The following is a 21879-nucleotide window of genomic DNA, read 5'->3' on the forward strand; positions in this document are numbered from 1 at the left end:
CCGCGGGCGGCTTCAGCTCGTTTTCGCCGCCGGGTCGCCCACGCGGGCCGCTCGCGCCACGCTCTTGCGCTGTCCGCGCAAGGTCAGCAGGTACGCCAACAGCACGAGCGCGGTGCTCCACGCGGCGGTGAGCAGATTCTCGGCCTCCCCGTACGCGACGGCGGTGATCGTGCCCGCGCCGAGCCCGGCGACCGCGATGACGGGGACGAACACTTTCGCGGCCGCGTACGCCGACTGAGCCCGCGCCACGGCAGCCCCGGCGGCCAGCCCGAACGCCGCCCAGGCGAGGACGGCGAAGCCGACCGCGCCGACGCCGCACACGAGGAACGGCGCGATCACGCCACCGGGCTTGACGTCCCCGTACGCCGACGGGTCGGTCGCGCCGGTGATCGCGGTGCCGCCGAGGAGCACCACGAAGATGACGGAAACGATGCCGCGCAGGATGTCTCGCATCAGCTCACCCGCAAATGCCAGTCGGTCGGGTCGCCGTCGCTGAGGCTGCCGTCCGAGAAGTCGGTGGTGGACCGGGGCCAGTGCCCGTCCGGGAAGGCGGAGCTGTCGAGCAGGTCGTGCCGCATGGCCTTGAGCGCCGGCAGCGTGTTGGCCACGATGAAGACGAAGAACACGTCGAGGGCGGCGGTCACCAGGGCCAGCACCTTGGCGGTGGTGGCCGCGGCTCCGGCGGCCGCCGGTGGGGCGCCCACGCCGGTCGAGGCGGCGGCCCCCTCGGCGATGTACTCGATGACTGCGGAGAGGATCGCGGTGAGCAGGGCCAGCCACAGCGCCCCGATCGCGATCGCCATCTTGGTCAGCGCGTCGTCCACCGCCTGCGCGGCCGACACGATCTTGGCCAGCGCCTCCTTCTGCCGCGGCAACGTGTTCTTGTACGCGTCCGCCGCCCGCCCCTGCCAGAAGTCGTCCACCCGCACCTCGTCGAGGGTGGCCTTGCCGACGAGGGCGCTCACCCGCCCGGCGACCGGGGCGCCGGACCAGTCGTTGCCGTGGTTCCACAGCGTCCACGGCACTCCCGGGTTGACGATGAGCTGGCCGATCCACTCGAAGACCTTGCCGATCAGCTTCGGCACGTACGCCAGCACCTGCATGATCGAGTGACCGAGCGGGCCGAGCCGATGCGCCCAGGTCTGCAGTTTGTCGAACAGGTGCTCGGTCGCCTCGCGCATCCGCCTCATCTTGTCGTCCACGCGGTTCAGCAGCGAGTCGAACTCGGCGGCGCTCATCACGGTCATCGGCTGTTTCTCCTCAGTAGACGCCTCAGCGCGTCAGTAGATGTTGTGGAGGCGGTGCACGGCGGCGGCCTCGTCGGCCTCGTAGCCCGCGGCTGCGGTGGTCAGCGCGGACGCGGTCGCCTCGAAGGTCTCGGCGCCCTGCCCGATCAACTGCACGAGCCGCTCCTGCACCTGCTGGTACAGCTCGGTCATGCCGAGCTGGTCGGCGATCATCGAGAACTGGCGGCGGCCGAGGTCGAGCGCGTCGGCCGTGCTCGCCGCCCCCCGCAGCTCGGACGCCATGTCGCGCCACATCGCGGCGTCGGCCCGCATGGCCTCGACGGCGGCCTGCACCTGCTGCCCGTCCGGTTGCATACTCGCTCCTCGTGCGCTCTGGAGTCTGGTGTCGGTTGCGGTGACGCTCAGCTGGTCAGGCCGAGCTTGCGAAACAGCGCCGCCGGATCGGCGGCCAGGTCGAGCAGTTCGCCCACCGGCCCGACGCGGATCGCGTCGTCCACCTGGTTGCGCAGGCCCGGCAGCGCCTTCCCCAGCGCCGCGCACAGCTCGGCCTCGATCCGGCTGCGGGGCGCGTCGGCGAGCCAACGGTCGTCGCAGTCGAGCCGGATCAGCGCGCCCTCCCGTGCGACGGCGGTGATCCCGCCGGACGGCCCGGTCGCCTCGACGACGCGGGTGGCCGCCTGGGCGGCGATCTCCGGCAGCTCGGCAAGCCGGTCCTCGACCTGTTGCAGCAGGCTGTTCAGCGACTGAGCGAACACGGCCGGATCGGCTCGGTCCGCCGTGGACGGCGCAGGGTCCTCCCGGACGTCCGGCGGGGCCGGCGGATCAGCCGCGACCGCCGCGGACCACGCGTCCGCAGCCGACTGCTGCGCCACACCGAGGGCGGCGGCCACTGCGGCCGACAGGTCGCCGGCGCTGCGCTTACGCCAGTCTTCGTGCAGTCGCGCATCGACGAACGCACCGTCGGAGCGTACGGTCACCGTCACGGCGCCGGCCGGATCGGCCCCGCCGACCTCGGCGGAGGTCAGATCGCGAAGCCGGGCGGCATGCTGCCGGGCCTCGGCGGTCGCTTCCCGGAGGCCTTCGTCGATATCGAAGAGCTGCGCCATGCGTGCGACCGTAGGCGACCTTGCGGCTCGCCGGAACCCCCTGTGGATAACTCCCGCTGAATTCTCGTGATCATCGCGCGACGCCGCGGCCGAATTCCGCCAGCCAAGCAAGTTCGGCAGCAATAACGTGGAAGCATGACCACGAAACAGACCACGATGGACAGCCCGCTGGGACCGCTGACGATCATCACCCAGGCGGGCGCGCTGACCCGGATCGGCTTCGGCGGCGACCCCGCCGCCGGGCCGCCCGACGAAGCGGTCCGGCAGCTCACGGCGTACTTCGAGGGGGCGCGGACGACGTTCGATCTGCCGCTCGCTCCAGCCGGAACCGAGTTCCAGCAACGGGTGTGGGCCGCGCTCGACGAGATCGCGTACGGGGCGACGATCAGCTACGGGGAGCTGACCGAGCGCATCGGGGCACCCCGGGACCGGATCCGGGCGGTCGCCGCCGCCGTCGGGGCGAACCCGCTGCTCGTCGTACGCCCCTGCCACCGAGTCATCGGCGCCGACGGCTCCCTCACCGGGTACGCCGGTGGCCTGGACCGCAAGCGGGAGCTGCTGACGCTGGAGGGCGTCCTGCAGCCGACGCTGCTGTGAGACATCATGCCGGTATGGATGATCGGCTCAGACCGGCGGCGCACCTGACGAGCTTCGGCGACCGCGTACGCGACCTCGGGGTCGTCGGACTCTACGTCGGCGGATCGCTGGCGTTCGGGGACTACCGCCCCGGCGTCAGCGACCTCGACGTCATCGCCGTGATCGACCAGGATCTCGACCGGCGGCAGCGCCGCCAGGTGACCGAGCTGCATCTGTCCATACCGGACACGAAGCTGCACTGCGCGTACCTGTGGCGGGGGGCGGCCGAAGACCTAGCCCACGAGCACCGCTACTGGGCGCACGGCGAGCTGTACCGCCGGACGATCAGCGGCATCGCCCGCGCCGAAGTGCTCCGCGGCGGGATCACCGTCTACGGCCCGCCTCCGGCCGACCTGATTCCGCCCGTCGACGACGCCACCCTCCGGGCCGCCGCCCTCGGCGAACTCACCGGCTACTGGTCGAAGGCGGTACGCAAGCCGCACCTGTGGCGGGAGGACGTCTACGTCGACCTCGGGCTGACCACGCTCGCCCGGGTGCAGGCGACGCTCACGGAGAACCGATTGATCACCAAACGCGAGGCGATCGAGCGACTCGCTGCTTTCGGCGTACCAGATGATCTGCGCGAAGAGATCGCCCGGCGGCGCGGAGGCGAGACGGTTGCCCTGAGCGACCGCGAGCGCGGGTCCCGCGCGAAGCTGGCCCGCGACCTGATGATCGCGGGCATCGAGCGACTGACTTAGGCCGCCTTGCGCGACTTGCCGATCGCCTTCTCCAGCTCCGCGCGGCTCATCGACGAGCGACCCGAGATGTCCAGCTCACGGGCGATCTCGAGCAGTTCCGCCTTGCTCATGTCGGCCAGCGGCACCTCTTCGTCCTCCGTCGTGGCGGACCGCTCCTTGCGGGCCTTCTCGACGCTGCGCCGCAACGCGTCCATGAGGTCGATGACGTTGGTCGCCTCGGGCGCCTTCGCCTCGGTGACCACCTCGGCGCCGGCCCGCTTGGCCTCGACGAGATCTTTCACCCGATCGGTGTACGTGTCGCGGAAGTCGCTCGCCCGCCACTCGTCGGTCATCGAGTCGATCAGCTGACCCGCCATCCGCAGCTCCTGCGACGTGCTGCGGACCTTTCCGGGCATCCGCTCGATCACCTCGGCCGGGTCGCGGACCTCGTCGGCGAAGTACATCGTCTCCAGGACCAGCAGATCCTTGTCGACGCGGATCGCGGCCAGGTACTCCTTGCTGCGCATGACGAGGGTGGCGATCGCCGCCCGGTTCGTCTCGGCCATGGCGTCCCGGAGCAGGGCGTAGGTCTTGACCGTCTCGTCGCTGCCCGGCCCCAGGTAGTAGGTCTTCTGGAAGAAGATCGGATCGATCTCGTCCAGGTCGACGAACTGGTGGATGTCCAGGATCTTCGAGCGGCCGGGCGCGATCTCGTCGAGTTCCTTCTTCTCGATCAGGACATGCTCGCCCTCCCCGACGTCGGCGCCCTTGACGATGTCGCCGTAGGGCACCTCCTCGCCGGTCCGCTCGTTGACCCGCAGATAGCGGATCCGGTCGTTGGTGCCCCGCTGGAACTGGTGGAACGAGACCTCGTGCTCCTTGGTCGCCGAGAACAGCTCGACCGGGACGGAGACCAGGCCGAAGCTGATGACACCGGTCCAGATGGCGCGCGCCACATCGATCACCCCCAAGCCCATTGTGTGGGGTTTGCTGCGACGATGACAGCATGAGTTCTTGCCCATGTGGCCTCGGGCCGGCGTACGCCGACTGCTGCGGCCGCTGGCAGCACGCCGACGCGCCGACCGCCGAGCTGCTGATGCGGTCCCGGTTCACCGCCTTCGTCCGGGGCGACACCGCATATCTGCTGCGTACGTGGCATGCGAGCACGCGACCCCGGCGACTCGACCTGACCGGCGGCCCGCGCTACACCCGGCTGGAGATCCTCGGGCAGACCGGCGGATCGCTGTTCGAGACGGCCGCGACCGTGCACTTCCGGGCCTACCACACCGCCGGTGTGCTGGAAGAGAACAGCGAGTTTCGCCGCGAAGACGGACAATGGTTCTACCTTTCTGAGCTTCCTTTGAGGTAGAAGGCACAGGTTTCTGACATGACCGCCCCTGAAGAACCCACTCCGGCCGCCGCTGAAACCCCGGCTGCGCCCGCCGAGCCGCAGGCTGCGCCTCGGCGGGTGCAGTTGTCCACCAACCGTCCGCTCCAGTTCGCCGCGATCGGCCTGGCCGGGCTCGTGCTCGGCGGCGTGATCGGGCTAGGCGTCGGCTTCGCCGCCGGCGTCCACCTCGACGGCCGCCACGATCGGTTCGACCGGCACCACTCGAAGTTCGACGACCGCCATGACCGCCACGACCGCTCCGACCGGGAGCGTCAGCGCCGCGACCGGCCGCCGTTCCAGCAGCGTCAGTGGCCGGTCGCCCCGCCATCGCAGCCGGCCTCGCCAACTCAGCCGGCCCCGTCGGCTTCCGCGTCCTGACCCCCGGCCCGACCCGGCCGATGGGCTCGTCGCCGCCGGGCTTCCGGTGATCGTCTTCCGTCCGTAGTCCGTCATGACGATCTCCGGAAGTCTGGATACCTCACAGCCTCAAGATCAGGTATCGGACGCTCCGGAGATCCACACCGCAGCCGTGGCCCGAACTCGCCGATTCGCCGGACAAATCGGCCAAGGGCCGAGACACTCGACAGCATGCAGCTGATCTTCGACAACGTCCGGATCTTCGACGGTGTGCGGGAGAACCTGTCGGCACCGGCGCGGGTGGTCGTCGAGGATGGCCTCATCGGCGCGGTCACCGGCCTCGACGCCGCCGACGCCGCAAACGGTCCGGCCGGGACGGTGATCGACGGCGGCGGCCGGGTGCTCATGCCGGGCCTGATCGACGCCCACTGGCACGCCATGATGGCGAGCCTGCCGATGACCCAGCTGGCCACGGCCGACCTGGGCTACATCTACCTGGCCGCCGGCCGGGAAGCCGAGCGTACGCTGCTGCGCGGGTTCACCACGGTCCGCGACGCCGGTGGCCCGAGTTTCGGCCTCAAGCAGGCGATCGACGAGGGACTCCTCCCGGGACCCCGGATCTATCCGAGCGGCGCCTTCATCAGTCAGACGTCCGGCCACGGCGACTTCCGCACCAGCCACGACCTGCCGAAACAAGGGCTGACCTTCATCGAGACCGCCGGCGTGACGGCGATCGCCGACGGCGCGGACGAGGTGTTGCGAGCCGCCCGGGAACAGCTGATGCGGGGTGCGAGCCAGCTCAAGCTCATGGCGGGCGGCGGCGTCGCCTCCCCGCACGATCCGCTGGATGTCACCCAGTACACCGAGAACGAACTCCGGGCGGCGGTGGACGCGGCCGAGAACTGGGGCACCTACGTGATGGTGCACGCGTACACGCCGCGATCGGTGCAGCAGGCGATCCGGGCGGGAGTGCGGTGCATCGAGCACGGGCACCTGCTGGACGACGAGACCGCCGAGCAGATGGCGATCCAGGAAGTCTGGTGGTGTCTGCAGCCGTTCCTGGACGACGAGGACGCCATCCCGATGGCCGACCCGGTGAACCGCGCCAAGCAGCTCACCATGGTCCAGGGCACCGACAACGCATACGAACTGGCGCGCAGGCACGGCGTACGCCTCGCCTGGGGAACCGACACCCTGTTCGATCCGAAGCTGGCCACCCGGCAGGGCGCGCAGCTGGCGAAGATGTCCCGCTGGTTCACGCCGTTCGAAGTGCTGCGCATGGCGACCTCCGGCAACGCCGAACTCCTCGCGCTGTCGGGCGAGCGCGATCCCTATCCCCGGCCGCTGGGTGTGATCGAGCCGGGTGCGTACGCCGACCTCCTGCTCGTCGACGGCGACCCGCTCACTGATCTTTCCGTGCTCGCCGACCCGGCCAACCTTGTCGTGATCATGAAGAACGGGGAGATCGTCCGGGACGCGCGTACGCCCTGACTGTCGGAGTCCCGGCACCACTGTCGCAACCGGACAGCCCGGCCGATAGCATCCGTCGCGGCGGTTCGCCGCCAGCCCCCGTGAACCACAACGTAAGGAGAGATCCCTTGCTGGGACTCGAGAAGAAGCTCATGAAGCAGTGGGAGGGCAAGAGCGCGCAGGAGCTCGCCGACGCCCCCGTCACCGCTCTGGAGGGCCTGACCAAGGAGGACGCCGAGTACCTCGACAAGGCGTTCGGCATCAAGACGGTCCGCGACCTGGCCAAGCAGAAGCACTTCAAGTGGGCGCAGGCGATCGTCACCCTCGCCGACTGACGGCCCCATAGCTTCCGACCGCAGGCCCCGCCGATCGGCGGGGCCTGCGGTATTGTCCGGCGGATGCCGATGTCTCCGTACGTCCGCCGCCTGCGTGGCCTGGTCGGCCACGACGTCCTCCTGTTGCCCAGCGTCAGCGCCGTCGTCCTGAACGACGCCGGGGAGATCCTGTTCGGGCAGCGCAGCGATTCCGGGCAGTGGTCCCTGCCGGCCGGTGCGATCGATCCGGGCGAGCAGCCCGCCGACGCGATCGTCCGCGAGGTCTTCGAGGAGACCGGCGTCGAAGTGGTCGTGGAACGCCTCGCCGGCGTCGCGATGCACCCGGTCGTCTACCCCAACGGCGATCAGTGCGAATACCTCAACGTGTGGTTCCGCTGCCGGGCCGTCGGCGGCCAGGCCCGCGTCAACGATGACGAATCACTCGCCGTCGCCTGGTTCCGGCCCGACGACCTGCCGTCCGTCGAGTCGTGGATACGCCTGCGCGTCGACGTCGCCCTCACCGACGATCCGGCCTGGTACGCGAAGCAGGGCGAGTCCCGTGCGGAACTCGCCCTGCCGCATTCGTTGTAGGTCAGCGCGCCCCGGCGGGTACCGCGTCGGCGGGTTCCCGCTGACCGCCGACCGACGGGGCGAGCGCCCGCAGGATGTCGTCGACCCGCTGCTTGGCGTCACCGAACAGCATCTGCGTGTTGTCCCGGAAGAACAGCGGGTTCTGCACGCCCGCGTACCCGGTGGCCATCGAGCGCTTGAAGACGACGACGTTGGCCGCCTCCCACACACGCAGCACCGGCATGCCCGCGATCGGGCTGCCCGGGTCGGCCGCGGCCGGGTTGACCGTGTCGTTCGCGCCGATCACGAGGACCACCGAGGTGTCGGCGAGGTCGTCGTTGATCTCGTCCATCTCCAGCACGATGTCGTACGGCACATGGGCCTCGGCGAGCAGCACGTTCATGTGGCCGGGCAGGCGGCCGGCGACCGGGTGGATGCCGAAGCGCACCTCGACGCCGTGCGCCCGCAGAATCCGGGTCAGCTCGGCGATCGGATACTGCGCCTGGGCCACGGCCATGCCGTACCCGGGGGTGATGACCACCGAGGTCGCGTTGCGCAGCAGTTCGGCGACCTCCTCGGCGTTCGTCTCGCGGTGCTCGCCCAGATCCTCGTCGCCGCCGGTGGCCGCCTCGACACCGAAGCCACCCGCGATGACCGAGATGAACGACCGGTTCATCGCCTGGCACATGATGTAGGACAGGTACGCACCCGACGAGCCCACCAGCGCCCCGGTCACGATCAGGAGGTTGTTGTTGAGCAGGAACCCCGAGGCGGCCGCGGCCCAGCCGGAGTAGCTGTTCAGCATCGAGACCACCACCGGCATGTCCCCGCCGCCGATGGAGGCGACGAGGTGCCAGCCGAGCGCGAGCGCGAGGACGGTCACCGCGGTCAGCAGCCACACGTTCGGGCGTACCACGAAGAAGACGGTGAGCACCGCGAACGCCACCAGCGCGCCGAGATTGAGCACGTTGCGGCCGGGCAGCATGAGCGGCGCGGACTTGATGCGAGCCGACAGCTTGAGGTACGCCACGATCGATCCGGTGAAGGTGACCGCGCCGATGAACACCCCGATGAAGACCTCACCGTGGTGGATGCGCAACAGCGCGCCGGTCATCTCGTTGTGTTCGAGGTAGCCGTTCCAGCCGACGAGGACGGCGGCCAGGCCGACGAAGCTGTGCATGACGGCGATCAGCTCCGGCATGCCGGTCATCTCGACGACCCGGGCCCGCCAGATGCCGAGACCGCCGCCGACCAGCAGGGCGATCGCCAGCAGGGCAACGCCCATGGCGCTGATGCTGCGGGAGGCGAGCCCGATGGTGGCGACCAGTGCGATGGTCATCCCGGCGATGCCGAACGCGACGCCGTTGCGCGACGTCTCGTGCTTGGACAGGCCGGCCAGGCTCAGCACGAAGAGCAGCGCGGCGACGATGTACGCCGCCTGCGCGGCGGTGACAGCACTCATCTCGATCAGCCCTTCGAGAACATGCTCAGCATGCGCCGGGTGACGGCGAAGCCGCCGAGGATGTTGACGCTGGCCAGCAGGACGGCGACGAACGACAGCCCGGTGACGACGGCGTCACCCTGACCGATCTGGAGCAGCGCGCCGACGACGATGATGCCCGAGATCGCGTTCGTGACCGACATCAGCGGGGTGTGCAGCGCGTGGTGGACCTTGCCGACGACGTAGTACCCGATGACCACGGCGAGCGAGAAGACGGTGAAGTTGCCGATGAGCTGGTTCGGCGCGAACGCGGTCACCAAGAACAACGCGGCCGCCGCGACACCGACGAGGGTGTAGAGCCGGCCGGTCGAGACGGGCTTCTTCACCGGCGCCGCCACCTGGGCGACCGGGGCGGCGACCGGGGCCGCCGACACCTGTACGGGGGGCGGCGGCCACAGCTTCTCGCCGTTCCGCACGACCGTCATGTTCCGCTGTACGACGTCGTCGAAGTCGAGGGTGAACTGGCCGTCCTTGCCGGGAGTCACCAGCTTCAGCAGGTTGACGAGGTTGGTCCCGTACAGCTGGGAGGCCTGCGCGGGCAGCCGCCCCGGCAGGTCGGTGTAGCCGATGATCGTCACACCGTTCTCGGTGACGACGACCTCGCCCGCCTTCGACCCGGCGACGTTGCCGCCCTGCGCCGCCGCCATGTCGACGACGACGCTGCCCGGCTTCATGCTCGCGACGTGCTCCTCGGTGAGCAGCTTCGGTGCGGGCCGGCCCGGGATGAGGGCGGTGGTGATGACGATGTCGACCTCGGCGGCCTGCTCGGCGTAGATCTCGGCGGCGCGGCGGTCGTAGTCGGCCGAGGTCGCCTTGGCGTACCCGTCCGAACTGACCTCCTGGTCGACCGTGACCTCGAGGAATTCGCCGCCCAGCGACCGGACCTGCTCGGCGACCTCCGGCCGGGGGTCGGTCGCGCGGACGATCGCGCCGAGGCTCTTCGCGGCCCCGATCGCAGCGAGGCCGGCGACTCCGGCGCCGGCCACGAGGACTTTCGCGGGCGGAACCTTGCCGGCGGCGGTCACCTGCCCGGCGAAGAACCGGCCGAAGGCGTGCGCGGCCTCGACGACCGCGCGGTAGCCGGCGATGTTGGCCATCGAGCTGAGCACGTCCATGGACTGCGCTCGCGAGATACGCGGCACCGCGTCCATCGCCAGCGCCGTCACCGGCCGCGCCGCGAGCGCCTCCACCAGCTCCGGCCGCAATGCCGGGCTGAGCAGGCCGATCAGCGTAGCCCCGTCGCGCAGTTCGGCGATCTCCGTCTCGGACGGCGCGTTCACCTTCACCACGATGTCGGACTGCCAGCAGTCGTCATGACTGCCGATCTTGGCGCCGGCTTCGGCGTACGCGTCGTCGGGGAAGCTGGCGCGCGCGCCCGCTCCGGCCTCGACCATGACCTCGTACCCGAGACCCACGAGCTGGCGCACAGTCGCCGGCGTCGCGGCGACCCGGGTTTCCCCGGCGTCCGCCTCCGCCACCACACCGAGCCGTTGACCCATGTCCGCTCCCGTCTGTCACGCGAAGGTGACGCTTCCGCGAAAGTTACAACAGGTTAGGTCAATCACGCTCGATCGTGAAGCGGGTCGGGCCAAGGTCCACGGCCTGAGAACACGCAGCTCAGGCGGCTAGCAGGCCGGGGTCGGCCGTCGTGAAATTGCCCACACGGCCCGCATAGATCCGGCTACGGCGGGGATCAGCACCGCATGGCCGAACTGCCCGTGATCGAGAGCCTGGACCGGCTGGCCCGTCTGGTCGGCGAGTCCGGTGACGATCTGTTCGTCCGGTGGTCCCGCGGTCCGCACGCCGACCGGGCACAGGCCAGCCACGACGACCTGACCGGCGCCTCGCTGCCCGGCCTGTCGGCCAATCCGCTGGCAGTCGAACCCTGGTGGGGCGACCGGTCGAGGCGCTTCTGGGTGGCCCGGCGGCTGCACGACTACAGCCACCTCGAACAGACCCGGGGTCCCGGCGTACGCCCCTGGGTCCTGCGCGGCGAGCAGACCGGCCGGGGTCCGGACAACGAGCCACTGGTGCTGTGCCGCGAACCGGTCGGTTGGGTGGCCGGGAGGGTGCTCGACGAGGCAGAGCGCCTGGTCGATTCGGCCGGCGACGCCGACTGGGGGCCGCTGGACCGGCGGAGCGGGGACGACTAACATCAACCTCCGGCGATACCTCCTCAGTGGAGCGGGTTGAGGCGTCGCCGACGACACCTGTCCCGCAGGTGCGACCGCATGGGCAGCGGGCTGCCCCTGCGTGCCCTGCGAAAGGACCCCCATGTCCCGACCCGCTCCCCGCGCGGCCGTCGCCGCCGCGCTGGCCGCGCTCGTCGCGCTTCTCGCCGCGATGCTGCTGCATCCGGCCGTCTCCCAGGCCGCCACCCCGGTACGCGTCATGCCGCTGGGCGACTCCATCACCGGTTCGCCCGGCTGCTGGCGGGCGCTGTTGTGGAATCGCCTGCAGTCCACCGGGTACACCAACGTCGACTTCGTCGGGACGCTGCCGCCACAAGGCTGCGGAGTGGCGTACGACGGGGACAACGAAGGGCACGGCGGCTATCTCGCCACCAACATCGCCAACCAGAGTCTGCTCCCCGGCTGGCTCGGCGCTACCCAGCCGGACGTCGTCCTGATGCACCTCGGCACCAACGACGTCTGGAGCAACATCCCGCCGGCCACCATCCTGGCCGCGTTCAGCACCCTCGTCGACCAGATGCGGGCGAGCAAGGCCTCGATGCGCATCCTGGTCGCGAAGATCATCCCGATGAACCCGTCGAGCTGCACCGAGTGCGCTCAGCGGGCGATCGACTTCAACGCCGCGATTCCGGCCTGGGCGGCCGGGAAGACGACGGCCCAGTCGCCGATCGTCGTCGTCGACCAGTGGACCGGCTTCTCCACCGCGACCGACACCTACGACGGCGTCCACCCGAACGCGGCCGGCGACCAGAAGATGTCCGACAAGTGGTATCCGCCGCTGATCGCCCAGCTGGGCGGCGCGACGTCGCCGTCGGCGAGCACGACGGCTTCGGCCACCGCCTCGCCTTCCGCGAGCACGTCACCGTCGGCGAGCACCTCGCCGCCGGCCAGTGTTTCGCCGACCACGTCGAGTGGGAAGAAGTGCACCGCGACCTACCGCGTGTCCAGTCAGTGGCCCGGCGGCTTCGGCGCCGAGGTCACCGTCGCGAACACCGGGACCGTCGCCCTCACCGGATGGACGGTCGTGCTGGTGTTCCCGAACGGCCAAATCGTGACGCAACTCTGGAATGGGGCATTCACCCAGAGCGGTGGCACGGTGACGGTGAAGAACGTGAGCTACAACGGCTCCGTCGCACCCGGCGGCACCGCCGGGTTCGGCTTCAACGGCAGCTGGAACAACAGCGCGAACTCTGCGCCGACGGTCACCTGCACACCGGCCTGACGCTGGGACCGCCCGGCTGCCGGCCGCACGGCGGCCGGGCGACACGTCCGCCGACCTGCACCTTTACTTGATCGGGCGGGGCGAATAGTACGCTCGGGTGTCCGAGAAAGAGCCGTAGATCGGCGATGACCGACCAGACGAAGGTGGACATGACCAGCGCGCCCAAGATCACTGTCGTCGTGCCGACGTACAACGAGCGCGACAACCTGCCCAAGCTCGTCAGCCTGCTCGCCGGTCTGGGACTGCCCGATCTGCACGTCCTGGTCGTCGACGACAACTCCCCCGACGGCACCGGCGAGGTCGCCGAGAAGCTCGCGGTCGAGGCCCCGATCCCGGTCGGCGTCCTGCACCGCACGGTGAAGGACGGGCTCGGCCGTGCGTACGTCGCCGGGATGACGCGGGCGCTCGACGAGGGCGCCGACATCGTGGTGCAGATGGACGCCGACCTGTCGCACCCGGTGACCGCCATCCCGGTGATGATCGAGAAGCTGGCGACCACCGACGCCGCCGTGGTCCTCGGCTCCCGGTATGTCGCGGGCGGCGCGACCGCCAGCGAATGGCCATGGCATCGCAAGGCGCTGTCGGCCTGGGCGAACTTCTACGTCAACACGATCCTGCGGCTGCACGTCAAGGACGCCACCGCCGGGTTCAAGGCCTGGCGCGCCCAGACGCTGCGGGACATCGACGTCGCGTCGGTGCAGAGCAACGGGTACGCCTTCCAGGTCGAGATGAACTATCGCGTGGTCAGCCGCGGGATGCGGATCGCCGAGGTGCCGATCCGGTTCGAGGAGCGGGTCGAGGGCGCGTCGAAGATGAGCCTCGGCGTACAGCTCGAATCCGCGCTCGTGCCGTGGAAGTTGCGCTTCGGCAAGCACTGAGCAACCGTCAGGCCTGTTCCACTATAGCGGAATTCCGCTATAGTGGATTTCATGATCGACGATCTCGGCGTACGCGTGCGCTCCGAACGCCGCCGCCGCAACCTGACCCTGGACGAGCTGGCCGCCGCCAGCGGCGTCAGCCGCAGCATGCTGTCCGAAGTGGAACGCGGCAGCCGTACGCCGACCGTGCTCGTCCTCGATCGCATCGCGACCGGGTTGGGCACCAGCGTCGCCCGCCTGCTGCGACCGGAGTCGCCCGAGCGCCGGGTCTTGCTGCGACACGACAAGCAGGACGTCGCCCAGGCCGAGGGCTGGCAGCGGCGCATCCTCAGCCCGGTGGTGCCCGGCGTCGAGTTCGAGTTCATGCGCACGACCATCGAGGCGGGCGTGGACGCCGGAGTCTTCACCCCGCACGCGCCCGGCACCCGTGAGTATCTGGCGGTCGAGGCCGGGACGCTGCGCCTGTCGCTCGACGACGAGGTCACCGAGTTGGACGCTGGGGACAGCGTCTACTACGCCGGCGACTGCCATCACGGGTTCGCCAATCCCGGCGTCGAGCCGTGCGTCTACTACCTGGTCATGGACCTGCGATGAGCGAGCCGAACCTTCCGAACGCGCCGCTCGCGCCGAACGAGCCGATCGCGCCCGCCTGGGAGTGGGACGCCGACGAGGTACGCCGCATCGGCCACCGGGTCGCCGACCTCGTCGCGGACCACCTGACCACGGTGTCACAGAAACCGGTCTGGCAGCCGTACGCGTCCACCGTGCCACCGGCCGACGGGGGCCCGGTCGACGTGGACGAGGTGCTCGCCGACATCGGCCGGCACGTCCTGGCGTACCCGTTCGGCAACGGTCATCCCCGGTACGCGGCCTGGGTGAACTCTCCCCCGCACGTCCTCGGGGCGTACGCCGAGGCACTGGCCGCCGCGCTGAACCCGAGCGTCGCCGGGGGCGATCACGCGGCGGTCCACGTCGAGCACGAGGTCGTCCGGGTGTTCCGTGACCTCGCGGGGTTTCCCGAGACGGGCACCGGCCTGCTGGTCAGCGGCGGTTCCATGGCCACCCTCACGGCGTTCGCGGTCGCCCGCCATCGCGCGGCCGAGCGGCACGGGATCGACGTCCGCCGCGACGGCCTGGCCGGGCGGAGATTCGTCGTCTACCTCGGGACGGAAGGGCACGGATCCGCCCGGAAGGCGGCCGAACTGCTCGGCATCGGGTCGGCGAACGTCCGGCTCATCCCGGCCGACGCCGGCCACCGCCTGCGCCCGGATCTGCTGCGGCGGGAGATCGTGGCGGACCGAGCGGCGGGTGCCGTGCCGGTCGCCGTGATGGCGAGTGCCGGGACGGTCAACACCGGAGCGATCGATCCGCTGGCCGAGATCGCCGAGGTCTGCGCGGACCACGACGTCTGGCTGCACGTCGACGGTTCCTACGGCGGCCCGGCGGTCCTGCTCCTCGACGAGTACGCCCCGGTCAAGGCAGCGTTGTCCGCGGTGGACAGCATCGCCCTCGATCCGCACAAGTGGCTGTACGCCCCGGTCGACGCGGGCCTCGTGCTCCTGAAGGACCGCCAGCTCGCCCGGGACGCGTTCAGCCTCGTCCCGCCCTACCTGCGAACCGACGACGAGCCTTGGTTCAGCGAGTTCGGCTTCGAGCAGACCCGCCCGTTCCGGGCGCTCAAGATCTGGGCGCAACTTCGACACCTCGGCCTCGACGGCTACCGGCGGCTGATCGCCCGGGATCTCGCGGTCGCCGGGCGGCTCGCCGCCGCGGTGGCCGCCGAGCCCGGCCTGGAGCTGCTCGCCCACGGGTTGAGCGTGGTCTGCTTCCGGTACGCCGGGCTGACCGACGAGGAGAACCGCGCGGTGCTGACCGAACTGAACCGCACCGGGCGGGCCTTCCTCGCCGGAACGACGGTGAACGGGGTCTTCGCCTTGCGGGCCTGCGTGGTCAACCCCCGGATGGGCAGCGCCGACGCCGAAGCCGTCGTCGACGCCGTCCGCGCCGCGCGCGCCGGGATCTAGCCCAGCGCCGCCCGGACGTCCGCGTCCACCAGATCGCCGTTGACGACCATGGCGGCCGCGGCTCCGGCGGCGGCCGCCATCACGACCGACGCCATCGGCAGGACCACGTTCCCGGCGGCCCACACGCCGTCCACACTGGTACGCCCGAAGGCGTCCACCTTGACCAGTCCGTTCTCGACCACGCAGCCGAGGTCGCGCAGCAGCTCGTCGATCGGCACGAACCGGGGTGCGACGAACAACGCCGACCGCTCGACGATCCGGCCGCTGCCGAGCCGTACGCCCCGGAGCCGGCCGTCTTCGGTGACGAGACCGGCGGCCGGTCCCTCGACGACGGGCACCTTGCGGGCGTCGAGCTTCCGCCGGTCCTCGGCCGTCGGGGCGTACGCGTGGGCGAAGAGCACCACGTCGTCGCTCCACTGCTTGACCAGCAACGCCTGGTGCACCGCGCGCTCGTCGGTCCCGAGTACGCCGATCGCCTGATCGCGTACCTCCCAGCCGTGGCAGTAGGGGCAGTGCAGAACGTCCCGGCCCCAGAGTTCGGCCAGTCCGGGCAGCTCCGGCAGGTCGTCTCGCAGCCCCGTCGCGACCAGGATCCGTCGCGCGCTCAAGGCCGAGCCGTCGGCGAGCCGGACGGTGAAGCCCGGTTCGATCGCGGTCACCCGGCCGGCGACGATGACCCCGCCGTACCGGGTGACCTCCGCCCGGCCCACCGCCAGCAGCTCGGCCGGGGGCATCCCGTCCCGGGAGAGGAACCCCTGCATGTGGGCGGCGGGTGCGTTGCGGGGCTCGCCCGCGTCCACCACCGCCACCCGGCGACGGGCCCGGCCCAGCACCAGGGCGGCGTTCAGCCCCGCCGCGCCGCCTCCGATCACCACCACGTCGTACGCGTCCATCGCGCTCACCTCCGCGTCCGATGGTGCGGAGGCCGCCGCGATCTCGACAACCTTTGTTGCCGAAACCGGGACGGCGCGCTGCAATGGAGGGGTGGACGAGATCACGAAGACGCTGGCGCAGGTCGGCCCCCGCCTCCAAGAGGTACGCAAGAAGCGCGGAGTGACGCTGTCCGCCCTCTCAGCGGCGACCGGGATCTCCAAGAGCACCCTGTCCCGGCTGGAGACCGGCCAGCGCAAGCCGAGCCTGGAACTGCTGCTGCCGATCGCTCAGGCGCACAAGGTGCCGCTGGACGAACTCGTGGGCGCCCCCGCCGTCGGCGATCCGCGGATCCGGCCGACGCCCATCCGCGAAGGCGGCCGCACCATGATCCCGCTGACCCGGCAACCGGGCGGACTTCAGGCGTACAAGCTGATCCTGCCGCCGGGCGAGGAGCCGGACCGGAAGACGCACGAGGGCTACGAGTGGCTCTACGTCCTGTCCGGGCGGCTGCGGCTGCTGCTCGCCGACCACGATCTCGAGCTGCCGACCGGCGAGGCGGCCGAGTTCGACACCCGCTTGCCGCACTGGTTCGGCAGCGCGACCGACCGGCCGGTGGAGGTGCTCAGCCTCTTCGGCCGCCAAGGCGAACGGCTGCACGTCCGGGCGCGCAGCGTGCGAAAGTGAGGGCATGCCGAAGACGCAGTACTACACGGCGACCACGATCGACGGCTTCATCGCCGACCCGGACGACTCGCTCGACTGGCTGTTCGCGGTGGCGGAGGGCGAGAACAGGTTCGCCGAGTTCTTCACCGGAATCGGCGCGTTCGCGATGGGCGCGACGACCTACGAATGGGTCCTCGCGCACGACGACCTCCTCGAGAACCCCGAGAAGTGGAAGTCCTACTACGCCGACGTTCCCTGCTGGGTCTTCACCCATCGCGAGCTGCCACCCATCCCCGGCGTGGATCTGCGGTTCGTGCAGGGCGACGTACGCCCGGTGCACGAGCAGCTGAGCCAAGCCGCCGGGGAGAAGAACATCTGGCTGGTCGGCGGGGGTGAGCTGGTCGGCCGCTTCGCCGACGCCGGCCTGCTCGACGAGGTGATCCTGGGAATGGCCCCGGCGACCCTCGGCGCGGGTAAGCCGCTGCTCCCCCGTCGGCTGGGACCCGACCGGCTCGAACTCGTCTCGGCCGCGCAGAACGGTCAGTTCGTGCAGATCACCTACCGGTTGAAGAGCTGACGTCGGCCGGCGGGCGACGGCCGAACGCCCCGACGCCGGCGTGGAACAGTCCCATGAGGAGTACGCCGGCCGCCGCGGCGGTGAAGGCCGCGACCGGATGGTCGGCCACGTGTGCGGCGTACGCCACGACTCCGGCGAGCACGAACATGGCCCAGCCACTGAGCAGGTTGACGACGGGACCATAGCCGAACATCGAGGGATACGTGCTCTTCGTTATCCCCCGCACGAAGTGCGGTACGCCGTTCGCCCCGAACACCCCGGCGAGGAAACCCAACAAGATCGTCTGCACCACGGAAACTCCTAAGCGGACAGACCTCGGACGACGAGGTCGACGAGCTGACGCAGGCGGCGTCGGGCTGTTGCGGCGTCGGGCTCCTGCGCGATGCCGGGCAGTGCGTCGGTCAGCACCAGCGCCACGTCGCGCGGACTGATCGTGCGGCCGAGCCCCGGCAGACCGGAGTCGGCGACGATGCGTTCCACGAGGTCGGCGTACCGGTCGTGGAAGCTCGCGATGACGTCCCCGGCGAGCTGCCCGGCCTCGGCGAACAACTCGGCTTTGAAGCCGGCCCCGATGGCGCCGCCGAACAGGTCGAGTTTCTGGGCCAGCACCTCGGTGAGCCGGTCGGCGACGCCACCGGAGCCGGTCGCCCCCGCGTCGGCCGCCGCGGCGAGCACCTCGTCGGCGATCTTCTGCCCGACCGCCCGGAAGACGGCCTCCTTGCCGGGGAAGTACTGGTACACGGCCGGCCGGGAGATGCGGGCGGCCTGCGCGATCAGGTCCATGGAACTGCGGCGGTAGCCGTAGCGCCCGAACACCTCCAGGGCTGCCGTCACGATCTGGTCGCGGCGATTCTCTGACACACTGACAATCTAGGCTCATTTTGTCAGGGCGTCAACGGCTAAGGTGAGCGCGTGGACGAGATCTGGGGCGAGGCCGCCCTACCGGTCGCGGCGTCGGCTCCCCCGCCCGGCGTCTGTCACCTCTGGCCCGTTCCGGTCGGTGGGCGTACCAGCTGGATCTCCGACGAAGAGTGGGCCCAGGCGGACCGATTCCTGGCCGAGCACGCGCGCCGGACATTCCTCACCTCGCGCAGCGCGCAGCGCGAGGTGGCCGCGCGCTACCTGGGCGTTTTGCCGGGAGAGGTGACGATCGAGCGGACCTGTCGCCGCTGCGGCGGGCCGCACGGACGTCCCGCCGTCCAGGGACCGATCGACCTGTCCGTGAGCCACACGCGCGAGTGGGTGGTCCTTGCCGTCGTGGGGTCCGGGCGAGTCGGCGTCGATCTGGAGCACCAGGCCACGACCCGCGATCTGGACTCCCTGACCGGTACGCTCACCGGCGCCGAACGGACCGAGTTCGCGGCCGTGCCCGAGCCGGCGCGGACAGAGTGGTTCCTGCGCCGGTGGACCCGCAAAGAGGCGGCCGTCAAACTGACCGGCCACGGACTCGCCGTACGCTTCGACGCCCTAGACACTCGCGGGCCGCTCGCGATCGCCGACGGCGTGGCAGCGGACTGGCCCACGGAGGACATTCACCTGACCGACGTACGCGTCGGCGGCGACCTCGTCGTCGCGCTCGCGACGACCGTCCCGCCGACATCCGTCGTGCTCTGCGGACCCCTCCCCCTCGCCCGCTCCGCTTGATGCCCCGCTCCCCGCACGATCATGAACTATCGGTCGTGATCGACCGCGTGTCGTGTCCCTGGCGTCCTGATCGACTCCCCGACGGCATGATCACCACCGGTCTACGGCTACCGCCGGGTGCCCGCCGGCGGGCCGGGATCAGAGGCGACGGCGACGAACGCCGCGACGCTGATCCCGGCCGCGAGGACGAGGGCCACCGCCGCGATCACCAGGACGGCGACGCGGCGGTGGTCGTACGGCGGCTCCGGGGAACGGTGCCGGCCCGGCGCAGGGGGCGCGACGGTGTCGGTCGGTTGGGTCACCGGGGTCCCGCCCGGTGCCGCCCGACACGGGCGTAGCCGTCGATGACGTCGAGGTGACCGCGCCGGACGGGCACCGTGGTGGCGTCCCGCCACGGGATCGTCTGCAGAACCTGGGTCACCTCGAACCGCAGCGCCTCCGCCGTCAGGATGTCGTCGGTCATCCGGGGAAGGACGGCCGTCTCGGTCAGGTCCTCCTTGGACGGCGTCCACCAGGCGTACACGACCGGGGCCTCCGGCACCTCCTCGAAGCCGTCGGGCAGCGTCTGCAGCGGCGGCAACGCCTTGCGCTCCACGCGGGAGTCCACCCAGCGCCGGATCTGTTCGGCCTGCCGCCGGACGTCTCGGTGGCGGACGTGGACGACGAGCGCCGTGGCCACCACCGTCACCAGGGTGGCCGCACCACAGGACAGACACAGCAGACCGACCGTCACGTTGTCGTTCAGGCTCACCGGGTTCTCCTTCGCGGTGCGGTGCGGAAGTTGGGTACGCGAGCCGCCCGCGCGATCGCGACGACCCGGCTCGGTGAGAGGTCGCCGAGGGCGGCGACGCCGTGCGCACGGAGTGCTTTGACCTCGGCGGTCGGCAGCTGGACGGCCTGCCGGTACGGCCCACGGTCGGGCGGCGGGATGACCGCCCAGCCCGGCCGGGGGCCGACGCCGATCAGGGGCCGGATCTCACGCAGCATCGGCATCACCCGGCCAGGGCGGCGCGTTCGACGCCCACGCTCAGCCGCCGGGCCATGGTCCGGCGGGCGCGCATGTTGAGCGCCTTGACCGCGTCCTCGGTCACGCCCATCCGGACCGCCGCCTCGGGACAGGTCAGCCCGGCGAAGTAGGTCAAGGTGATGGCCTGTCGCTGAGCGGCTGACAACTCCTGGACCGCCCGCAGTACGACGGCCGACTCCAACCGGGTTACGGCGATCTGCTCGATGTCGGCCGAGTCGTCGATCTGTCCCATGTCCCGGGTCGCGTCACTGAGGACCTCCATGCGGAAGCGGCCGGACCGGAAGTGGTCGATCGCCCGGTTGCGGGCGATCGTCATCAGCCAGGCCAGCGGGGGCGCCCCCCGGTAGTTCAGCCGGCCGATGCCGCGCAACGCCCGTTCCCAGACGTCGCCGGCCAGATCCTGGGCCAGCTGGACGTGGCCGCAGCGCTGCCACAGGTAGCGGAAGACCTCGGCGTTGTACCGCGCGTACAGCTCGCCGAAGGCGCTGACATCGCCCTGTTGGGCCCGCTCGATCAGCGACCACGGGTCGCCGTCGGAATCGGGCAGGGCAGCCCGGTCGCGTACGCGGCCGGAACCGGAGGGGTGATCGACGGTGCGGGGTGCGGGGTGACGAATGTTCCGCAAGGTCACCTCGTCACCACCGGGCTCAGAAGAGCGTTCTTGTGTTCACGCACGCATGCATAGTAAAGTCATGCATGCATGGATCATATCCACCGTTCGAGTGATACCAGCCCGGGATAACCCGAAATGTCCTGCACACGTGCAAGAAATACGTCACCATCTCGTGACGAGCGTCTGACCAGGGGCGTAAGATCTTGCATGTGAGCAAGAAGCGCCGTGACCCGCAGACACCCTTCGGGTGGTACCTCCGGGCCCTCATGGAGGCCCACGGTTTCGCCTCCGACGGCGAACTGGCCTCCGCCACCGGCGTCTCCGCTTCGCTCATCTCTCGTTACCAGTCCGGTGACATCGAGCCCAGCGTGCAGAACCTCCGCCGGCTCGCCCCATATCTGGGGGTCAGCCTCGGGGAGCTGATGGTCGAGGCGAGCCTCGCGACCCGCGAGGAGCTCGGGATGGTGCCCCGGGCGACGGCGACGACCAAGCTGGACGCCAGCCTCGCGGAGGCGCAGCGCTTGCTGTCGGACCCCACGCGTCCCGACTCCGCCAAGGATTATCTGCGCGACACCCTCCGGGGGGCGATCGCGTTCTGGCGGCAGCAGACCGGACTCAAGTCGCCCGCCGAGCCGAGCGCCGCCGAGCGCGCCGTCGGCCGGGGCGTACGCGCCGCCTGACTCCTGATTGACAGAGCGTTAGCAACTCCGTCGCGCGTGCGCGTTCCCCTATTTGGACGATCAGCACTCAGCCGATCGGCAAATCCGTGATGGAAGTTCCACGGATGTCAGCCGAAATCTGCCGGTCGTGTCGTCCCTGACGTCATGATTCGACGTTTGTCCATGCGTGCACGTGCGACCCCGGCTTGCAACATGGAACTTGCATACGCGGCCAG

The 21879-nt window shown here is 70.3% G+C and carries 30 protein-coding genes; 16 read left to right on the forward strand and 14 right to left on the reverse strand.

The genetic code is table 11. The features are described from left to right. Positions 1–12: 12 nt before the first annotated feature. Genes AB0H43_RS16300 through AB0H43_RS16315 form a run of 4 tightly spaced genes read right to left on the reverse strand, consistent with a single transcriptional unit; the run spans position 13 to position 2353 of the window. Positions 13–453 carry a hypothetical protein gene (locus AB0H43_RS16300; RefSeq protein WP_360000149.1) on the reverse strand — a complete coding sequence of 147 codons (441 nt, stop codon included), beginning with the start codon at positions 451–453 and terminating at the stop codon, positions 13–15. Further along, the gene (locus tag AB0H43_RS16305) at positions 453–1247 is read right to left on the reverse strand and encodes a hypothetical protein (protein ID WP_360000150.1); all 795 of its coding nucleotides are present in this window, start codon (positions 1245–1247) and stop codon (positions 453–455) included. Before AB0H43_RS16305 ends, AB0H43_RS16300 begins: the two co-directional genes overlap by 1 nt. A gap of 33 nt (positions 1248–1280) precedes the next feature. Beyond that, positions 1281–1601 (reverse strand): hypothetical protein, encoded by a 321-nt coding sequence (locus AB0H43_RS16310; RefSeq protein ID WP_360000151.1) that lies wholly within the window; start codon positions 1599–1601, stop codon positions 1281–1283. A gap of 47 nt (positions 1602–1648) precedes the next feature. Further along, positions 1649–2353, reverse strand: a complete 705-nt coding sequence (locus AB0H43_RS16315) for a hypothetical protein (RefSeq protein ID WP_360000152.1) — start codon at positions 2351–2353, stop codon at positions 1649–1651. A gap of 135 nt (positions 2354–2488) precedes the next feature. Between AB0H43_RS16315 and AB0H43_RS16320 the strand changes: the two genes are divergently transcribed. Both AB0H43_RS16320 and AB0H43_RS16325 read left to right on the forward strand, forming a co-directional pair. Continuing rightward, positions 2489–2950: a methylated-DNA--[protein]-cysteine S-methyltransferase gene (locus AB0H43_RS16320; protein WP_360000153.1), complete on the forward strand. Its 462-nt coding sequence runs from the start codon at positions 2489–2491 to the stop codon at positions 2948–2950. Positions 2951–2964: 14 nt separating this feature from the next. Continuing rightward, positions 2965–3690, forward strand: a complete 726-nt coding sequence (locus AB0H43_RS16325) for a nucleotidyltransferase domain-containing protein (protein WP_360000154.1) — start codon at positions 2965–2967, stop codon at positions 3688–3690. On the opposite strand, the gene AB0H43_RS16330 is transcribed toward AB0H43_RS16325, so the two are convergent. Continuing rightward, positions 3687–4625: a Ku protein gene (locus tag AB0H43_RS16330; RefSeq protein WP_360000155.1), complete on the reverse strand. Its 939-nt coding sequence runs from the start codon at positions 4623–4625 to the stop codon at positions 3687–3689. The genes AB0H43_RS16325 and AB0H43_RS16330 overlap by 4 nt on opposite strands. Before the next feature lie 50 nt (positions 4626–4675). Here AB0H43_RS16330 and AB0H43_RS16335 point away from each other — a divergent pair, with 50 nt between their 5' ends. The 5 genes from AB0H43_RS16335 to AB0H43_RS16355 all read left to right on the forward strand — a co-directional run bounded on the left by AB0H43_RS16335 (position 4676) and on the right by AB0H43_RS16355 (position 7791). Continuing rightward, entirely contained in the window at positions 4676–5038 is a 363-nt protein-coding gene (locus AB0H43_RS16335) for a YchJ family metal-binding protein (RefSeq protein ID WP_360000156.1), read from the forward strand. An 18-nt stretch (positions 5039–5056) separates the two neighbouring features. Next, complete coding sequence (locus AB0H43_RS16340; protein ID WP_360000157.1) at positions 5057–5437, forward strand: hypothetical protein; 381 nt, start codon at positions 5057–5059, stop codon at positions 5435–5437. Between the two features lie 210 nt (positions 5438–5647). Continuing rightward, positions 5648–6907 (forward strand): amidohydrolase family protein, encoded by a 1260-nt coding sequence (locus AB0H43_RS16345; protein WP_360000158.1) that lies wholly within the window; start codon positions 5648–5650, stop codon positions 6905–6907. A 107-nt stretch (positions 6908–7014) separates the two neighbouring features. Then, positions 7015–7221 carry a hypothetical protein gene (locus AB0H43_RS16350; RefSeq protein ID WP_253752733.1) on the forward strand — a complete coding sequence of 69 codons (207 nt, stop codon included), beginning with the start codon at positions 7015–7017 and terminating at the stop codon, positions 7219–7221. Between the two features lie 63 nt (positions 7222–7284). Then, positions 7285–7791, forward strand: coding sequence for an NUDIX domain-containing protein (locus tag AB0H43_RS16355; protein ID WP_360000159.1), 507 nt, complete (start codon positions 7285–7287; stop codon positions 7789–7791). Position 7792: 1 nt separating this feature from the next. Here the strand turns inward: AB0H43_RS16355 and pntB are convergent, their stop codons facing one another. Both pntB and AB0H43_RS16365 read right to left on the reverse strand, forming a co-directional pair. Beyond that, positions 7793–9232: a Re/Si-specific NAD(P)(+) transhydrogenase subunit beta gene (gene pntB / locus AB0H43_RS16360; RefSeq protein ID WP_360000160.1), complete on the reverse strand. Its 1440-nt coding sequence runs from the start codon at positions 9230–9232 to the stop codon at positions 7793–7795. A 5-nt stretch (positions 9233–9237) separates the two neighbouring features. Continuing rightward, positions 9238–10770: a Re/Si-specific NAD(P)(+) transhydrogenase subunit alpha gene (locus tag AB0H43_RS16365; RefSeq protein WP_360000161.1), complete on the reverse strand. Its 1533-nt coding sequence runs from the start codon at positions 10768–10770 to the stop codon at positions 9238–9240. A 204-nt stretch (positions 10771–10974) separates the two neighbouring features. On the opposite strand from AB0H43_RS16365, the gene AB0H43_RS16370 reads away from it, so the two are divergent. The 5 genes from AB0H43_RS16370 to AB0H43_RS16390 all read left to right on the forward strand — a co-directional run bounded on the left by AB0H43_RS16370 (position 10975) and on the right by AB0H43_RS16390 (position 15587). Further along, positions 10975–11424 carry a DUF6098 family protein gene (locus AB0H43_RS16370; RefSeq protein WP_360000162.1) on the forward strand — a complete coding sequence of 150 codons (450 nt, stop codon included), beginning with the start codon at positions 10975–10977 and terminating at the stop codon, positions 11422–11424. A 121-nt stretch (positions 11425–11545) separates the two neighbouring features. Next, complete coding sequence (locus tag AB0H43_RS16375; protein ID WP_360000163.1) at positions 11546–12685, forward strand: cellulose binding domain-containing protein; 1140 nt, start codon at positions 11546–11548, stop codon at positions 12683–12685. Between the two features lie 125 nt (positions 12686–12810). Continuing rightward, a complete protein-coding gene (locus AB0H43_RS16380) occupies positions 12811–13563 on the forward strand; it encodes a polyprenol monophosphomannose synthase (RefSeq protein WP_360000164.1) in 753 nt (250 codons plus the stop codon). A gap of 51 nt (positions 13564–13614) precedes the next feature. After that, positions 13615–14157 carry an XRE family transcriptional regulator gene (locus AB0H43_RS16385; RefSeq protein ID WP_360000165.1) on the forward strand — a complete coding sequence of 181 codons (543 nt, stop codon included), beginning with the start codon at positions 13615–13617 and terminating at the stop codon, positions 14155–14157. Next, complete coding sequence (locus tag AB0H43_RS16390; protein WP_360000166.1) at positions 14154–15587, forward strand: pyridoxal-dependent decarboxylase; 1434 nt, start codon at positions 14154–14156, stop codon at positions 15585–15587. The genes AB0H43_RS16385 and AB0H43_RS16390 overlap by 4 nt, the downstream gene beginning before the upstream one ends. On the opposite strand, the gene AB0H43_RS16395 is transcribed toward AB0H43_RS16390, so the two are convergent. Then, on the reverse strand, positions 15584–16480 hold the full coding sequence (locus tag AB0H43_RS16395) for an NAD(P)/FAD-dependent oxidoreductase (RefSeq protein ID WP_360000167.1): 897 nt from the start codon (positions 16478–16480) through the stop codon (positions 15584–15586). The genes AB0H43_RS16390 and AB0H43_RS16395 overlap by 4 nt on opposite strands. 91 nt (positions 16481–16571) lie before the next feature. On the opposite strand from AB0H43_RS16395, the gene AB0H43_RS16400 reads away from it, so the two are divergent. Both AB0H43_RS16400 and AB0H43_RS16405 read left to right on the forward strand, forming a co-directional pair. Further along, positions 16572–17144, forward strand: a complete 573-nt coding sequence (locus AB0H43_RS16400; protein WP_360000168.1) for an XRE family transcriptional regulator — start codon at positions 16572–16574, stop codon at positions 17142–17144. A 4-nt stretch (positions 17145–17148) separates the two neighbouring features. Next, a complete protein-coding gene (locus AB0H43_RS16405) occupies positions 17149–17700 on the forward strand; it encodes a dihydrofolate reductase family protein (RefSeq protein ID WP_360000169.1) in 552 nt (183 codons plus the stop codon). Here the strand turns inward: AB0H43_RS16405 and AB0H43_RS16410 are convergent. Continuing rightward, entirely contained in the window at positions 17678–17992 is a 315-nt protein-coding gene (locus AB0H43_RS16410; RefSeq protein WP_360000170.1) for a hypothetical protein, read from the reverse strand. The genes AB0H43_RS16405 and AB0H43_RS16410 overlap by 23 nt on opposite strands. Positions 17993–18000: 8 nt before the next feature. Continuing rightward, positions 18001–18561: a helix-turn-helix domain-containing protein gene (locus AB0H43_RS16415; protein ID WP_360000171.1), complete on the reverse strand. Its 561-nt coding sequence runs from the start codon at positions 18559–18561 to the stop codon at positions 18001–18003. Between the two features lie 51 nt (positions 18562–18612). Here AB0H43_RS16415 and AB0H43_RS16420 point away from each other — a divergent pair, with 51 nt between their 5' ends. Then, entirely contained in the window at positions 18613–19344 is a 732-nt protein-coding gene (locus AB0H43_RS16420) for a 4'-phosphopantetheinyl transferase superfamily protein (RefSeq protein WP_360000172.1), read from the forward strand. Positions 19345–19451: 107 nt separating this feature from the next. On the opposite strand, the gene AB0H43_RS16425 is transcribed toward AB0H43_RS16420, so the two are convergent. From AB0H43_RS16425 to AB0H43_RS16440, 4 genes are read right to left on the reverse strand one after another with little or no spacing between them, the layout of a single operon-like run. Further along, complete coding sequence (locus AB0H43_RS16425) at positions 19452–19646, reverse strand: hypothetical protein (protein ID WP_360000173.1); 195 nt, start codon at positions 19644–19646, stop codon at positions 19452–19454. Beyond that, complete coding sequence (locus AB0H43_RS16430; RefSeq protein ID WP_360000174.1) at positions 19643–20095, reverse strand: hypothetical protein; 453 nt, start codon at positions 20093–20095, stop codon at positions 19643–19645. The genes AB0H43_RS16425 and AB0H43_RS16430 overlap by 4 nt, the downstream gene beginning before the upstream one ends. Further along, positions 20092–20331 (reverse strand): hypothetical protein, encoded by a 240-nt coding sequence (locus tag AB0H43_RS16435; RefSeq protein ID WP_360000175.1) that lies wholly within the window; start codon positions 20329–20331, stop codon positions 20092–20094. The genes AB0H43_RS16430 and AB0H43_RS16435 overlap by 4 nt, the downstream gene beginning before the upstream one ends. Before the next feature lie 5 nt (positions 20332–20336). Next, entirely contained in the window at positions 20337–21002 is a 666-nt protein-coding gene (locus tag AB0H43_RS16440) for a sigma-70 family RNA polymerase sigma factor (RefSeq protein ID WP_360000176.1), read from the reverse strand. Positions 21003–21193: 191 nt separating this feature from the next. Between AB0H43_RS16440 and AB0H43_RS16445 the strand changes: the two genes are divergently transcribed. Further along, positions 21194–21664: a helix-turn-helix transcriptional regulator gene (locus AB0H43_RS16445; RefSeq protein WP_360000177.1), complete on the forward strand. Its 471-nt coding sequence runs from the start codon at positions 21194–21196 to the stop codon at positions 21662–21664. Positions 21665–21879 lie beyond the last annotated feature (215 nt).

Origin of the sequence: Hamadaea sp. NPDC050747 (genome assembly GCF_040654195.1) — a bacterium.
GTDB lineage: Bacteria > Actinomycetota > Actinomycetes > Mycobacteriales > Micromonosporaceae > Hamadaea.